This window comes from Rhizobium sp. S152 (genome assembly GCF_030380735.1).
In the GTDB taxonomy this organism is placed as follows: domain Bacteria; phylum Pseudomonadota; class Alphaproteobacteria; order Rhizobiales; family Rhizobiaceae; genus Rhizobium.
Genome location: NZ_JAUDRZ010000026.1, coordinates 93,409 through 107,689, shown reverse-complemented (window position 1 = coordinate 107,689; position 14,281 = coordinate 93,409). Strand labels below are relative to the sequence as shown.

At 61.4% G+C, this 14,281-nt stretch carries 15 protein-coding genes and 1 tRNA gene; 7 read left to right on the top strand and 9 right to left on the bottom strand.

The window, feature by feature from the left end; genetic code table 11:
* Positions 1–72 precede the first annotated feature (72 nt).
* Positions 73–1,788 (top strand): sensor histidine kinase, encoded by a 1,716-nt coding sequence (locus QTL95_RS19750; RefSeq protein ID WP_442981324.1) that lies wholly within the window; start codon positions 73–75, stop codon positions 1,786–1,788.
* Positions 1,789–2,025: 237 nt separating this feature from the next.
* Here the strand turns inward: QTL95_RS19750 and QTL95_RS19745 are convergent.
* Positions 2,026–2,110, bottom strand: a tRNA-Leu gene (locus QTL95_RS19745).
* Between the two features lie 186 nt (positions 2,111–2,296).
* On the opposite strand from QTL95_RS19745, the gene lipB reads away from it, so the two are divergent.
* Positions 2,297–3,025, top strand: a complete 729-nt coding sequence (gene lipB / locus QTL95_RS19740; protein ID WP_289721626.1) for a lipoyl(octanoyl) transferase LipB — start codon at positions 2,297–2,299, stop codon at positions 3,023–3,025.
* Positions 3,026–3,082: 57 nt separating this feature from the next.
* Here lipB and QTL95_RS19735 read toward each other — a convergent pair whose 3' ends face one another.
* The 3 genes from QTL95_RS19735 to QTL95_RS19725 all read right to left on the bottom strand — a co-directional run bounded on the left by QTL95_RS19735 (position 3,083) and on the right by QTL95_RS19725 (position 4,792).
* A complete protein-coding gene (locus QTL95_RS19735) occupies positions 3,083–3,448 on the bottom strand; it encodes a hypothetical protein (RefSeq protein WP_289721625.1) in 366 nt (121 codons plus the stop codon).
* Between the two features lie 268 nt (positions 3,449–3,716).
* Entirely contained in the window at positions 3,717–4,214 is a 498-nt protein-coding gene (locus QTL95_RS19730) for a BON domain-containing protein (RefSeq protein WP_289721624.1), read from the bottom strand.
* Between the two features lie 83 nt (positions 4,215–4,297).
* Positions 4,298–4,792, bottom strand: coding sequence for a peptide deformylase (locus tag QTL95_RS19725; protein ID WP_289721623.1), 495 nt, complete (start codon positions 4,790–4,792; stop codon positions 4,298–4,300).
* 169 nt (positions 4,793–4,961) lie between these two features.
* On the opposite strand from QTL95_RS19725, the gene mgtE reads away from it, so the two are divergent.
* Both mgtE and QTL95_RS19715 read left to right on the top strand, forming a co-directional pair.
* A complete protein-coding gene (mgtE, locus tag QTL95_RS19720; RefSeq protein WP_289721622.1) occupies positions 4,962–6,374 on the top strand; it encodes a magnesium transporter in 1,413 nt (470 codons plus the stop codon).
* Positions 6,375–6,485: 111 nt separating this feature from the next.
* A complete protein-coding gene (locus tag QTL95_RS19715; RefSeq protein WP_037178397.1) occupies positions 6,486–6,878 on the top strand; it encodes a MerR family transcriptional regulator in 393 nt (130 codons plus the stop codon).
* Here QTL95_RS19715 and QTL95_RS19710 read toward each other — a convergent pair whose 3' ends face one another.
* Both QTL95_RS19710 and QTL95_RS19705 read right to left on the bottom strand, forming a co-directional pair.
* Positions 6,879–7,880: a heparan-alpha-glucosaminide N-acetyltransferase gene (locus QTL95_RS19710; protein WP_289721621.1), complete on the bottom strand. Its 1,002-nt coding sequence runs from the start codon at positions 7,878–7,880 to the stop codon at positions 6,879–6,881. It lies immediately after the preceding gene.
* A complete protein-coding gene (locus QTL95_RS19705; protein WP_289721620.1) occupies positions 7,881–8,645 on the bottom strand; it encodes a DUF599 domain-containing protein in 765 nt (254 codons plus the stop codon). It lies immediately after the preceding gene.
* A 189-nt stretch (positions 8,646–8,834) separates the two neighbouring features.
* Between QTL95_RS19705 and QTL95_RS19700 the strand changes: the two genes are divergently transcribed.
* The 3 genes from QTL95_RS19700 (at position 8,835) to QTL95_RS19690 (ending at position 11,317) form a co-directional block, all read left to right on the top strand.
* Positions 8,835–10,241: an L-serine ammonia-lyase gene (locus tag QTL95_RS19700; protein ID WP_289721619.1), complete on the top strand. Its 1,407-nt coding sequence runs from the start codon at positions 8,835–8,837 to the stop codon at positions 10,239–10,241.
* A 131-nt stretch (positions 10,242–10,372) separates the two neighbouring features.
* Positions 10,373–10,768, top strand: coding sequence for a hypothetical protein (locus tag QTL95_RS19695; RefSeq protein WP_289721618.1), 396 nt, complete (start codon positions 10,373–10,375; stop codon positions 10,766–10,768).
* A gap of 111 nt (positions 10,769–10,879) precedes the next feature.
* Positions 10,880–11,317: a DUF1489 family protein gene (locus QTL95_RS19690; protein ID WP_289721617.1), complete on the top strand. Its 438-nt coding sequence runs from the start codon at positions 10,880–10,882 to the stop codon at positions 11,315–11,317.
* A 5-nt stretch (positions 11,318–11,322) separates the two neighbouring features.
* On the opposite strand, the gene QTL95_RS19685 is transcribed toward QTL95_RS19690, so the two are convergent.
* The 3 genes from QTL95_RS19685 to QTL95_RS19675 form a co-directional block, all read right to left on the bottom strand.
* Complete coding sequence (locus tag QTL95_RS19685) at positions 11,323–11,601, bottom strand: hypothetical protein (protein WP_289721616.1); 279 nt, start codon at positions 11,599–11,601, stop codon at positions 11,323–11,325.
* Positions 11,602–11,716: 115 nt separating this feature from the next.
* Positions 11,717–13,171 carry a D-alanyl-D-alanine carboxypeptidase gene (locus QTL95_RS19680; protein ID WP_289721615.1) on the bottom strand — a complete coding sequence of 485 codons (1,455 nt, stop codon included), beginning with the start codon at positions 13,169–13,171 and terminating at the stop codon, positions 11,717–11,719.
* Between the two features lie 134 nt (positions 13,172–13,305).
* Positions 13,306–14,097 carry a hypothetical protein gene (locus QTL95_RS19675; protein WP_289722414.1) on the bottom strand — a complete coding sequence of 264 codons (792 nt, stop codon included), beginning with the start codon at positions 14,095–14,097 and terminating at the stop codon, positions 13,306–13,308.
* Between the last annotated feature and the right edge of the window lie 184 nt (positions 14,098–14,281).

Genomic DNA, 14,281 nt, shown 5'->3' with positions numbered 1-14,281 from the left:
TTGCCTATATGCGACAGTGGAGACCCTGAAACACGAATGCCATCGTTCCTGGCAGATAGGGCGACCATGTCGTTGGATCAGACTTCCGACCGTCCCACGCCGCTTGCCAGCCTTACGCGGGCGACATCTCTTATCGCGCGTGCTCGCTCGATGGAGGAGGTGATTGAAACCATCCGCACGACCGCGCGCAGCCTGATCGGGTGCGAGGGAATCTCGATCATCCGCAGGGAAGGCGATCTCTGCCACTACGTGGAAGAGGATGCGATCGGGCCGCTGTGGAAAGGCCAGAGGTTTCCGGCGGCAGCCTGCGTTTCCGGCTGGGCGATGATGAACAAGCAGACGGTCGTCGTGCCTGATATCGCGATGGACGACCGAATTCCCTACGAACTTTACGCGGGTACCTTCGTTCGCGCCGTGGCGATGGCGCCGGTACGGGTGAACGATCCCGTAGGTGCCATCGGTGCCTATTGGTCACAGACCTACGAGCCGACCCAATGGGAGATCGAAACGCTGGAGGCGCTGGCGGAAGCCGCCACCACCGCCATCGAGACCATCGGCTTCATCGCATCGCTCTCCAATGATTTCACCCGGCCGGGTACGTCGAACAGCGAAATGTCCTCGGACTTCGCCAGGGATATCGAATCAATCGCCGGCATCGCCGCCGTGCCGACCATTCTTGATGTCGTCCTTCGTACCACCGGCATGGGGTTCGCAGCCGTCGCGCGGGTGACGGAGACGCGTTGGATCACCTGCGAGGCGCTCGATTATGTCGGGTTCGGCCTGAAGCCCGGCGACGAGTTGCCGATCGAGAGCACGCTCTGCAACGAAATCCGCGACCACCGGCAGGCAATCGTCTTCGACGACGCCGTCGTCGACCCAAACTACCGCGATCACCACACGCCACGCACATATGGGCTGCGCAGCTATATTTCCGTTCCGATCATCCTCGCCAACGGTACGTTCTGGGGGACGCTCTGCGCCATCGACGCCAATCCGGCAAAAATCAATAATCCGCAGGTGATCGGCACTTTTCGCCTGTTCGCGGAACTGATCGCGCACCATCTCGGAGCCGGGGAGCGGCTGGAGGCGACGCAGGCGTCGCTGGAACAGGAGCGCGAACTGGCTGAGCTGCGCGAGCAGTTCATCGCCGTTCTCGGCCATGATCTGCGCAATCCCCTGGCCGCCGTGGACGCCGGCACGACGCGGCTTTTGAAGGAAGGCTGGACGGAGCGCAGCCCACTTATCCTCCAGCTGATGAAATCCAGCATCTGCCGTATGGAGGCGCTGGTCGACAATGTCATGGACTTCGCGCGCGCGCGTCTCGGAAGCGGAATTTCGCTCGAAGTCAGTGACGCGGATCTGGCGGTGACGCTGCAGCATGCCGTGGACGAAATTCGCGCGGCCCATCGGGATCGCAATGTCGAAAGCGCGTTCACGTTCGATCACCGTGCGCGCGTCGATCACTTGCGTCTGGCGCAGATGTTTTCCAATCTCGTCTCCAATGCAATCACGCACGGCGCCGAGGCGCATCCCGTAAAAGTCAGAGGAAGAACGACGGCGGGCGAATTGGAGCTTTCCGTCAGCAACAACGGTAAGGCGATTCCCCCCGAGCAGGTGCCGAAGCTCTTTCTACCGTTTCGACGCGGCGACGCGAAGCCCGGGGTACAGGGTCTCGGTCTCGGCCTTTATATTGCATCCGAGATCGCCAAGGCGCATGGCGGCAGAATTTACGTAACGTCAAGCGATGCGGAGACGCGATTCACGTTTCGGATGCCATTGTTGTATTAGACGGGGAATCGGACAAGGCCGGTTCGACGTCATTCCTCTTATGAAAAAGAATCGGCGAAAAACGGTCGCTGAGCGAGTCGCTGATAACGATGTCGAATCATATCGCTATGGCGATTCTTTCATAAATGGCTTTATCGGTGAGGGGTGTGGCCAGAAGCGACAGGAAACAATAACTTTGTTTCGGATGATGCGCGGATCGTCAGTGACGATCTCGCGATCAGTTCCCTTGAGAAGGGATGGTGCGGTCGAGAAGACTCGAACTTCCACGGGTTGCCCCACAGCGACCTCAACGCTGCGCGTCTACCAATTCCGCCACGACCGCATCGTGGTAGGTGCCGGTTTGTGCCGGCGACGCAGCATGTAGCAAAAGGATTTCCGGGACACAAGGGCGATATGACAGATTTTTTTCAAAAGAAATCAGAGCATTTGAATCGGCCTGCAAACGGGGCCATATAGGCACTCTCAGCCGCTTTTCCGGATGTGGAAAAACGGGGCCAAGGATTCAAGCATGCTGCGCAACGATATCGATTTCTCCATGTTTCCCGCCGAAGGCGCGCGACCGGTGCGCTGGCGTGTTGCCGAGGGGCTCGTGCCTTATCAGGAGGCTGTAGGTATCATGGAGCGGGAAGTGGCCGCCATCGCCGAGGGCGGCGATGAGTTGGTCTGGCTGGTGGAGCATCCACCGCTTTATACCGCGGGCACCAGCGCCGATTCAGCCGATCTCGTGCAGCCCGACCGGTTTCCCGTTTTCGCCACGGGGCGGGGCGGTGAATACACCTATCATGGGCCGGGCCAGCGCGTCGCCTATGTGATGCTTGACCTAAAGCGGCGGCGGCAGGACGTAAGGGCTTTCGTGGCCGCGCTGGAAGAGGTGATCATCCGAGCGCTCGATTCGATGAACGTGCGTGGCGAACGGCGCGAGGACCGGGTCGGCGTATGGGTTCGCCGGCCGGAAAAGCCGCTGCTGCCCGACGGGACCATGGCCGAGGACAAGATCGCGGCGCTTGGCATCCGGCTGCGCAAGTGGGTGACATTTCACGGACTGTCGCTCAACGTCGAGCCGGAACTTGAGCATTTCAGCGGCATCGTGCCGTGTGGCATCTCGGCCTATGGCGTGACCAGCCTCGTCGATCTCGGCCTGCCCGTCATGATGTCGGACGCCGACCTCTGTCTTCGGCAAGCGTTCGAAGCCGTGTTCGGCGAGACGGTGTATGAGAGTGCGTTCCAGGAGGCGTGATATCGGTCCGCAGAGATCGAAGGCCGGCGGGACCGGCCTTCGGCTCCGAAGCGATTCTCAGTGTGTTTCGCGGCAGGCGGTCGGGCGTGTCGTGCCGCTGTCGCCACCCTGGGTGTGGACGGTCTGCTTTCCGTGAATCATGCTGTGGCATGGGGGCAGCGGCTTGATGCTCGCAGTCGCCATCTTGTCGACCGCAGGCGGCGCCATCTTCACGGGCGCAAACCCGTCGCTGTCGTTGGTATAATCCGACGAGTATTGCGGGGCGGCGTGCCGGGCGTAGTGGATCGGCTTGGCTGGTGCCACCTTAACCGGCGCGAAGCCATCGCTGTCATTGGTATAGTCATTGGAATATTGCTGCTGGGCAAAGGCCGAGCCTGCAAGGCCGAGGGCAAGAATGGACGCGGCGGCAAATGAAAAGCGCATAGGAGTTCTCCTCAATCCTCTGTTGCATTAAGCAACGCTGATTACCCCCCGGCAGAAGTAATTCGGCGCCCCAATTGTGGCAGGAATGTGGGAGTTTTGCACCGGTGAAGACGCGATTTATTCACGGAAATTCACGGATTCGCGACGGGATTTGATCGCTGCGTGTCGGAACATCCGCCGGCTAAATCGTTGACTGGCGCCAAACAGGATCCGCAATCATTGATTGCGGATCCATCGCCGCTGGTGGCTTCCATCGATCAATGCAAGCTCAGTCCTCATTGGGAATGTGCGCATCGACACCGATGGTTTCCAGGCGATTGCGGACCTGATGGACGCCATCGACCGAGAGGGCGGCAAGTTCGACCTTGCGGGCAATGCCTATGGTTTCCACGGAGCCCTCGATGGTCACTGTGTGGCCGTCCGCATGCACGTCTACGCTCTCGACGTCCACGTCGGGTATGTTCTCCAGATTCTCGGTGACCTTGGCCTCCAGCTCGTCGCTGTCTTCGCGATCGATCGTATCGGGGCGCAACGAATCCTTAAGGCGATTTTCGCCACCATCCGCATCGACACCGTCGATACGGAAGCCGCCGTTGCGTTCGCGATCAAAGTTGGCGCCGGTGTCGCCATAGGCACGATTGTCGGGCGCACTGGAGCGAGAGCCTGCGCCATCAGCATAGGGCCAGCCATCCTCCACATCACGCTCTTCGAAGTCACGGTAGTCCTCTTCGCGCGACAGCGGGTTCTTTTCGTCATTACGGGGCATCGTGGTTCTCCGTCCGTTTATTGTTCTCGGTAAACTCATCGGGACGGGATTGGTTCGGTAAAAAAGCGGGCAGACGATCGTGCTCAGCCGTTCGCTTTATCCCATTTCTTGACGAGGCGGTCGCGTTTGAGCTTGGACAGCCGCAGCAACCAGAATATGCCGTCCAGCTGATCGATCTCGTGCTGGATGCACACCGCGAGGAAACCCTCGGCGTCGTTTTCGTGCCAGCCGCCGTCCAAATCCTGATAGCGAATGCGGATGGCGCTGGGGCGAGTCACCTCGTCCACCATACCCGGCATCGAAACGCTGCCTTCCGTATGCCGGATCGTCTCCAGCGACGTGTCGAGGATTTCCGGATTGACATAGACGCGTACGCCATCCTCGCGGCTGAGTTCGAGCACGAAGATGCGCTTGAAGACGCCGATATGAGCGGCGGTGATGCCGACGCCGGGCGCCGCGCGCATGGTATCGAGCAGATCGTTCGAGAGAACGCGCAAGCTTTCGTCGAAGGTTTCGACGGGATCGCAGCGCGTCCTGAGGCCCGCGTCGGGGAAGCGTAGAATGGTGCGAACGGTCACAGCGTCGGGTTCCTGATTTCAGTCGGCGGAAACTATCGTCCCCCGCAGGCGTTGTCATCCTGGAGGGCGTTTGCTGCTGGACGCAACAGCATGTTTCAGCTAGCACGAAGACAATATTGCGGGCAGGCGAAGTCGTTGAACTTCAAACAGGATGCGAGGGCGGCACAAGATGACGAACGACGCAGAAGAGCTCGTCCGCGCACGTCCGGATGACGACAGGGCCGACATCTACGACGAGAGCGGAAACGTCCGCGGCGACTTTCTCTCGCTAGTCGGAGCGGCGATTGCCGACCGCGACACCATCTTCCTGCGCCAGTCCGTCGCGCGCCTCCACGAATCCGAACTCGGCGACCTGCTCGAATCTATACAGCCCGACCAGCGTCTTGCGCTCGTGCGCCTGCTCGGAGACGAATTCGACTTGACGGCGCTCACCGAAGTCGACGAGGCGATCCGCCGCGAGATCGTTGATCAGATGCCGAACGAGCAGATCGCGGCGGCGATCGGCGAGCTCGATTCGGACGACGCCGTCTACATTCTCGAGGATCTCGACAAGGAAGACCGGGAAGACATTCTGGCGCAGTTGCCGTTCACCGAGCGGGTGCGGTTGCGGCGCGCGCTTGATTATCCCGAGAGCTCCGCCGGTCGACGCATGCAGACGGAGTTCGTCGCTGTGCCGCCGTTCTGGACGGTGGGGCAGACGATCGACTACATGCGCGACGAGGAGGACCTGCCTTATTCCTTCTCGCAGATCTTCGTGATCGATCCGACCTTCAAGCTGCTTGGTGCCGTGGACCTCGACAAGATCCTGCGCACCAAACGGCAGATGAAGATCGAAACCATCATGCGGGATACCAACCATCCCATCCCCGCCGAGATGGACCAGGAAGAGGCAGCCCAGCTCTTCGAGCAGTACGACCTCCTTTCCGCCGCCGTCGTCGACGAGAACGAGCGGCTGGTGGGCGTGCTCACCATCGACGACGTTGTCGACGTCATCCACGAGGAGGCCGACGAGGATATCAAGCGCCTCGGCGGCGTCGGCGACGAAGAGCTGTCCGACAACATCGTCTCGACCGTTCGCTCGCGTTTTCTCTGGCTCCTGATCAACCTTGGAACCGCGCTGCTTTCGGCAAGCGTTATCGGGCTGTTCGACGGCTCGATCGAGAAGATGATCGCACTCGCGGTGCTGATGCCGATCGTCGCCTCCATGGGAGGCAATGCAGGGACACAGACGATGACGGTGACGGTGCGGGCGCTCGCGACCGGCGACATCGATATCTACAATGCGGGGCGAATCATCCGCAGGGAAGCGGGCGTCGGGATCGCCAACGGAGCGATCTTCTCCGTCCTGCTCGGGATCATCGCCGCCACTTGGTTCCACGACTATCAGCTGGGATTTGTCATCGGTGCGGCGATGATCATCAATCTCTTCGCCGCAGCGCTTGCAGGAATCCTGCTGCCGCTGCTGCTCGACAAAGTCGGCGCTGATCCGGCGATCGCGTCTTCCGTCTTCGTGACGACGGTCACCGACTGTACGGGCTTCTTCGCGTTTCTCGGCATCGCCACATGGTGGTTCGGAATCTGAAACCAACAAAGTCTCGTTGAGCCAGATAATTTAGCCGGCGCAAAGCCCCATGCGCAAATTGACTATTACGTAAAAGTCAATATTATCATTTGCTAGAATGGTGGGGAGCCAATGCCGGTCAGTAAATACTACAGCATCACTGAATTGACACGCGAATTCGGCGTTTCCACGCGAACGCTCCGGTTTTACGAGGACGAGGGCCTCATTCATCCGGAACGGCGGGGGCGCACACGGCTGTTTCGGCCGACCGACCGGCGGTTGATTCAGGAGATTCTGCGCGGGCGCAGAATCGGGTTCACCATCGCCGAGATCCGCGAGATCATCCAGGTCTACAAGGAGCCTCCGGGCGAGCTCGGACAGCTCAAGCTGTTGATGAAGCGCGTGGACGAGAAGCGCGAGGATTTGCGCCAGAAGCGCAAGGATATCGACGACACGCTGGCGGAACTCGACAATATCGAAGAGGCCTGCCTCGGCCGCCTAGCCGATATCGGTGTCGGCACCTGATTATTGCGCGCTGGCGCTGCACTCGTCGGCCAGCGACATGATGCGGCCGTCATCCGGCTTGATTACCCCGGACTGAAACTGCGTGAAGAGGTTCTGCTGCTGCAGCTTGTCGAGCGTGCACTGGCAGAAGGCGCGGCAAAGCGCTTCGCTTTCCTGCAGCACGCAGGATGCGTTGCACTGGCGAAGATAGCCTTCAACCGGATCCGGCTTTGCCGGCGGCACGACGAAGGTGAGGCCATAGGCGATCGCAATCAGCACTGGCTGATGCACGAGATAGAAGAGCAGGCTGTGGCGCCCGATTTTCGCCAACGGGCTATTTCCGGTTCCTAGCGCGGCCAGCCGCTGCGGTAGCGCCGTCAGCATGGCGATCCGCGTTGCCGTCAGGCCGACGAGGAACGGTACCGCCCAAGGGAAGACAGGCACATAGTCGTTGGAGCGCTGCGGCATTTCGGCAAAGCCGATCCAGGCAAGATAGCGCGGATTGAAGATTTCCGAACGAAGCACGCCGGGCGCGATCCAGGTATCGACCAGCCAAGCAATCGTGACCACGACCGTCGCCAGGATGGTGATGGCGAGCGGCAGACGCGTGAAGGCGAGGCCGACGAGGCTCAGGACGGCGATCGCGTGCAGAATGCCGAAGAATATCCACTCGCCGGGCACGAAGTAGAAGGTCGCGAGCGAGATCAGCAGCGCCGCAGCCGCGATCATCGCGAATCGTTTCCAGAACGGGCGCCAGCGGATGTCAGGTGTGCTGGCCAGGACCAGGCTGATGCCGACGATGAAGAGGAAGGTCGAGGCGATGGCGCGGGCGTAGAGCTTCAGCCAGCCGGTCTCTGCCGTGCCGGGCGCCAGATAGCCCATGAATTCCAGGTCCCAGCTGAAGTGATAGGTCGCCATGGCGATCAGCGCCGCGCCACGAACCGTGTCCAGGAGGCCAATGCGCGGCGGCCGGGCCGCCCTCGGTGCGGCTTGCGCCGTCGTGTCAGTCGCCGGAACGGTCATTCATTTTTCCCCGAGTGAGTCGCTGCCGTCAGTGGACGGCTTGCCGCGGGGAACAGGTAAAAGGTGGAGATTTGATGGCACCCGGTCGTCCATGATCGCCAGCCGCGCCTCGGAAAAGAACTGCCGGCGCGTCAGGACAACGATGACGATCGTTGTCGTCGCCATGAAGACGTAGGGGTTGATGAACCAGCCGAGATAGCCGATCGACAGGAAGATGGCGCGCAGGCCCTCGTTGAAATGCGAACCCGCGATCGTGTTCATGCGGATGACCCGCTCGGCCGCGCGCTCGGCGGCCAGATTGTCTTCTTCGGCGTCGCGCACCATCGGGATGGCACCGAAGAGGATGGTGCAATAGTTGAACAGGCGGTAGGACCAGCCGAACTTGAAGAAGGCATAGCCGAACAGCGCCGCCAGCCCGCCGACCTTCATCTCGAAAACCGCATGGCCGCTGTGAAAGACGAAGGGCAGGTCGGCGAAGACGGCGTCCACCTTTTCGGTGGCGCCGAGCAGCGCGAAGCAGCTGCCGATGGCGAAGATCGAGGTGGAGGCGAAGAAGGCCGTGCCGTTCTGCAGGCCGGCCATGATCTGCGTGTCGATCATCTTCAGGTCACGACGCAGCGAATTGTAAATCCACTCACGCCGGCGTTCGCGCATGGCGTGGGTGAGGCTGGTGCGGCCGAAAAGGCTTGCGCTCTGCAGCAGCCGGGCGTAGCCGAACCAAACGGCGGCGAAGAAAACAAGCGCGATGTAATCAGACGTCGTCATCACTATATCGATTCATGGTTCCGCTATTTTCGCGCCACTCTACATATGCAAGCGTGCGCCGCAATGACCGCGACGATGCCACACTTCGTTTTACCGGTGTCGCACGCGTGAAATGCGATGTCGGGGAACAGAAGGGATCGCTAACGGCTTTGGCTTAGGCTTCTCGAGCTAACTTTACAGGACGCACACATGTTCCTTTCCGTTTTCGACGTCTTCAAGATCGGCGTTGGCCCCTCCAGCTCGCACACGATGGGTCCGATGACGGCGGCCAACCGCTTTCTCGATCTGATCCTGTCGGACGAGTGGCCCCGGCCGTCGACGGGCGCGCAGATCGTCACGATCAAGTCCAGCCTGCACGGCTCGCTGGCCTATACCGGGATCGGCCATGGAACGGGCAGGGCGGTCGTGCTCGGCCTTATGGGCGAGCAGCCGGATACCGTTGATCCCGACAACATGGACGCGATCATCGACCAGGTCGAGCGCACCGGCCGCATCACGCCACCGGGCCACCCCGGTTACGCCTTCCAGCCGAAGACCGACCTGATCTTCGACAAGAAGACCCCGCTGCCGGGCCACGCCAACGGCATGTCCTTTTCAGCCTACGACAAGAACGATCGCCTGCTCCTGAAACGGATCTACTATTCGGTCGGTGGCGGCTTCGTCGTCACCGATACCGAACTCGAGCGCATGAGCGCCGGTAAGAAGGCTGCCGCCAGCGGCCCCAAGGTGCCCTATCCCTTTGCGACGGCCAAGCAGATGCTCGACATGGCGCAGCGCTCCGGCCTTTCGATCGCGCAGATGAAGCGCGCCAACGAGGAGAGCCAGCGCAGCCCCGAGGAGCTCGACGCCGGCCTTGACAGGATCTGGGAGGCGATGCGTTCCTGCATCGAGCGCGGGCTGAAGGTGGACGGAATCATGCCGGGCGGGCTTAACGTGCGCCGTCGCGCCCGCGCGATCCACGACAAGCTGCAGGAGGAATGGCGCAGCAACCGTATCAACCCGCTGCTCGCCAACGACTGGCTGAGCGTCTACGCCATGGCCGTCAACGAGGAGAACGCCGCCGGCGGACGCGTGGTGACGGCGCCGACCAACGGCGCTGCCGGCGTCATTCCGGCGACGATCCGCTATTACGAGCATTTCCATGACGACTGGGACCAGAAGGGCATCCGCGACTATCTGCTGACGGCGGCCGCCGTCGGCGGCATCATCAAGCACAATGCCTCGATCTCCGGCGCCGAAGTGGGCTGTCAGGGCGAGGTCGGATCGGCCGCGGCGATGGCCGCCGCCGGGCTGGCCGCCGTCATGGGCGCCACGCCCGAGCAGATAGAGAACGCCGCCGAAATCGCGCTGGAGCACCATCTCGGCATGACCTGTGATCCGATCGCCGGCCTCGTGCAGGTTCCCTGCATCGAGCGCAACGCGCTCGGCGCCGTCAAGGCGGTCACCGCCGCGTCGCTGGCAATCAAGGGCGACGGCCAGCATTTCGTGCCGCTCGACGCCTGCATCGAAACCATGCGTCAGACCGGCAACGACATGAGCGAGAAATACAAGGAAACTTCGCTGGGAGGGCTCGCGGTCAACGTCGTCGAATGTTGATGGTCGTCCACGGCTGATATCGTCAAGGAAGCCGTGACGCATCGGAAAGTTGCAGCGTATGAGAGAGGGCAACCGTTCTTGTTCTTTCCCGGCGAGAATGCCATATTCAGTCGAAAGTAAGGGACTTCGACATGGCCGACGAAGAAAAAAAGCTGCTGGCGCTGATGGAAGCGATGTTCAATGGTCAGAAGCGGACCTTGGGCATGGTTGAAGCCGCGATCGAGAAATTCAACTCGGTCGAAATTGAAATAACCAAGCTCAATCGGAAAATGAACGGATTGCACGACATCACCGTCAGGCAGCACAGCGAGACCTCAGGAAGGCTTGATGCGATCTCCGCGCGGCTCGACGAGACCGAGCGACTGCTCGACGATCGCGCTCGCGACCTCGCGCGAACGCAGATCGACCTCGCTGGTCAATACAACGATGTTCTGACGGCTCTCAGAGATTCGGCACATGCGTCGCGCAGCGCTGACGAACTTGGCGCGCGACTAGCCGATGTTGAGAACAAGATCGCTCATCTGTAGGGAAGGTTTATCCGGCCATTCCCGCTGCCCATCAGCGCAAAGCTGCGTCACATCTGCGCGCGGCCTGCTTTCCCGCTTGACGCTGCCGGGCAAAAGGATTTGAACGGCAGCATGGCATTGCATCTTATCAAACTGTGCGTCGGCGCCGACTCGATCGACGACCTTCGCGAATGGGTGGCGGAGCGCTCGCTGCGCGCCATTGCGGCCGGGCTTGAACCGCATTCGGTGCATACGACCCGGATGGTTCCGAAGCGTGTCGAGGAATTGCTCGACGGCGGCTCTCTCTATTGGGTGATCAAGGGGCAGGTGCAGGCGCGCCAGAAGCTGCTGGATATCACCACCTTCACGGATGGAGAGGGAATTTCGCGCTGCAATCTAGTGCTCGGACCAGAGGTGATCGAGACCTCACTGCAGCCGAAGCGCGCATTCCAGGGCTGGCGCTATTACCCGCAAGACGATACGCCCCGTGACATCACGACGTTGGGCGAAGGTGTCTTGGAAATGCCCGCGGACCTGCGCCGCGAGCTTTCCGAACTTGGGCTGCTCTGAACGGATCAGCGCAGGCGCAGCGTGACGGGCGAACGGCGGCCTGCGCAGGTGACGTTGAGGTGGATTCGGGCCTCAGGCTGCGAATAACGCCAGGCGCGAGCACCGTGGCAGAGAAGCAGATTGATGAGATCCTTGGTCTTGGCGCCCTTCGGCTTCGGGCGCTGCAGCCCGATTTCGGCAAGGCGAAGCGCCGCTTCATGGAGCGGGTGCATTCCGATCCGCGGGTTCTTGCCGGTCAGCCGGCCAACAGCCGGAAATTCCGGCATATTTTCGTTCGTTGCCATAGTCATCCCCGTACGCAATACAAATCGAGTCTGAATACACCGGCCGGATCGCGAACACCGATCGCGGCCGTATTTCGAACGGATCGCCGGCATGGCGCAGGCGATCCGAAAGTCACTATTGAGCCGAAGCCCAGCACTTAACGCCGGAGCGCTTCAGCGCGTTGCAGGCATTGACGGCATCACGCTGCTCGTCGAAGCCGCCGAAGCGGGCGCGGTAGCCGCCGGCATAGGCGACGGCGAAGGGCTTAGCGGAGCGCAGGGCCTTGCCGCCCTTGGCTTTGGCGCCATTGAGGAGGTCCATCGCGCCGTCCTTGCTGGACGAAATACCGATCTGAACAACCCAGCCGCTCGGCATCGCTTCCTTGGTCGAGGCGGTGGTCAGTGCGTCGACCGCTGTGTCACCCTGTTCCGGCGGGGTATAGGACGGCGTCGCGGTCGGCTGGGCGATGGACGCCTGCTTGATCGTCTGCGTCTTCACGCGGCTCGGAGCGGGCATTTCCTGCTGCAGCAACGGATTGGCGGACTTGGCCGGCGCGGTATCGGCATAAGCGACCTGCGCGGAGGCAACCTCGGTGCGGATGTCGGGCTTCGGCCCCTTGTTCGGCAGGCCGATATCGGTGGAAGCGGCAGCGGCGACTTCCTGCGGGATCACAGGTGCCGGCGCCTTCTTGGGCAATTCGGCGACAAGATCGCTGGAGCCGCCACGACCGGATGCTTTCGGCAGATAGGCGGCGATCAGCTTGCGCATCTGGTTGTCGCGGGCAGGGGTGGAGGCGCCGCCGAGCACGACGCCGACGATCGACTTGCCATCCACCTGCACCGAACTCACGAGATTGAATCCGGCCGCGCGGGTGTAGCCGGTCTTGATGCCATCGACGCCGCGCACCGAGCCGACAAGACGATTGTGGCTGCGAATGATGCGGTTGCCGAACTTGAAGCTCTGCGTGGAAAAATAGCCGTAATACTGCGGAAAATGCTGGCGAAGCGCGATGCCGAGACGTGCCTGATCGCGGGCCGTCGTCATCTGCGCGGTGTTCGGCAGGCCGTTGGCGTTGCGATAGGTCGTCCGCGTCATGCCGAGCGCATGCGCCTTGGCAGTCATCATCTGCGCGAAGCGGTCTTCGCTGCCGCCCAGCAGCTCGCCGAGAGCGGTGGAAGCATCGTTGGCCGACAGGGTGACGAGGCCGAGGATGGCCTGCTCGACGCTGATCTGACCGCCGACGCGGACACCCAGCTTGGTCGGCGCCTGGCCGGAGGCGTGGGCGGAGAAGGGAACCGCGGTGTCGAGACGAATGCGACCCTGTTCGAGCGCTTCGAAAGTCAGATAAAGGGTCATCATCTTGGTGAGCGAGGCCGGATACTGCAAGCGGTCGGCGTTCTCACTGTAGAGGACATTGCCGGTCTTGGCGTCGACGACGATACCGGCATATTTCGAATTGGCCGCCTCGGCCTCGGCGTTGACCGCTTCGGTCGCGACGATGCCGGCCGCCAGACTGAGCGCCATGATCGCCTTGAGAAGGAAATTGCGGGACCGGGATGGAGGTACGGAGGAGGAGACTGACCTTGACACTATTCAACTCTTCGCTTGCATTGACATCGGAGAGACCGCGCGCCCTCTCGCGCAATCGTTCTCTTCGGAATTTAGCCGCCCGGAGTTACCAATCCGTTTATGATTAATCGTTTCTTGCGGCATATCGGATCATTCTAGCGGCCTGTCGCAGAACGGCTCACGAGGCGCGTTTCTACAAATTGGCGAATAGCGGCATCAATATGGTCCCAATCGGGCAAATGCCGACTGGAGAAGCGGTAAAGCACACTTAAATCGTTGCCGATGCGGATATCACGCTGGCAGTCGCCGCTGCTCTGCAAAGCGGGCGTCGCCGGCAACACGCAACGTACGACGTATTCGGAACCATCCTTGCGAGGGGCTGTAAGCAGGACCTCGTCGGCATAGCCAGCATCGGCGCGCAACCGATGCAGTATCATGCCGTTCTGGTAGGGCACCGGATCACCATCGAGGAGGTGCGAGTAGATCGGCTCGAATCGACCTGACATGTCGCGTGACATGGTGCCTTGGGAAATCTGCAGGAAGATCAGTCCCGCGGACTGGGAGACATCGTCGAAACGGGCGCGGTGCTCATTGGCATAGCCCTGCATTTCCGGCCACGTGAGGTAAAGATCGGCGCGCTCCAGCAGACCGTCGCGCCTTTGGCTCGGGAATCGCAGGACATTCTCCGGCAGGCGCAGCGTATCGCGGCCGATGGTGATCGTGACCGGCGCTTTGCTGTCGGTGTTGCCGGCGAGGGAGACGCGGGCGCCAAGCCAGCGTCCGCCGATGCTGATGACCAAAGTCAGCGCTGCGAGCAGCGCCACGACGGCGGTGGCACGAACCAGGAAACCATTCGAAACCAGCGGCGTTTCCGAGATATCGTCCTGGTGGTGAGCGGAATGGCTCATTGGCGGCCTTCGGGTGTGAGACCGCCGCAGGAGATACAAGAGCCGCCGGTGCTGAGATGATGCCGGCAATCATCCGGCTCTTGCGGTTAAGAAAACATTAAAAGCTTGCGCGAAGCCTTAAAACAGGCGAGCCGCCCCTGGGACAGCAGGAGCGGCTCCGGGCGCCGGTCGGCACGGGGATGCGGGTTGACCGGGGCGCCTGACCCCGCTGCCGGCATGACTC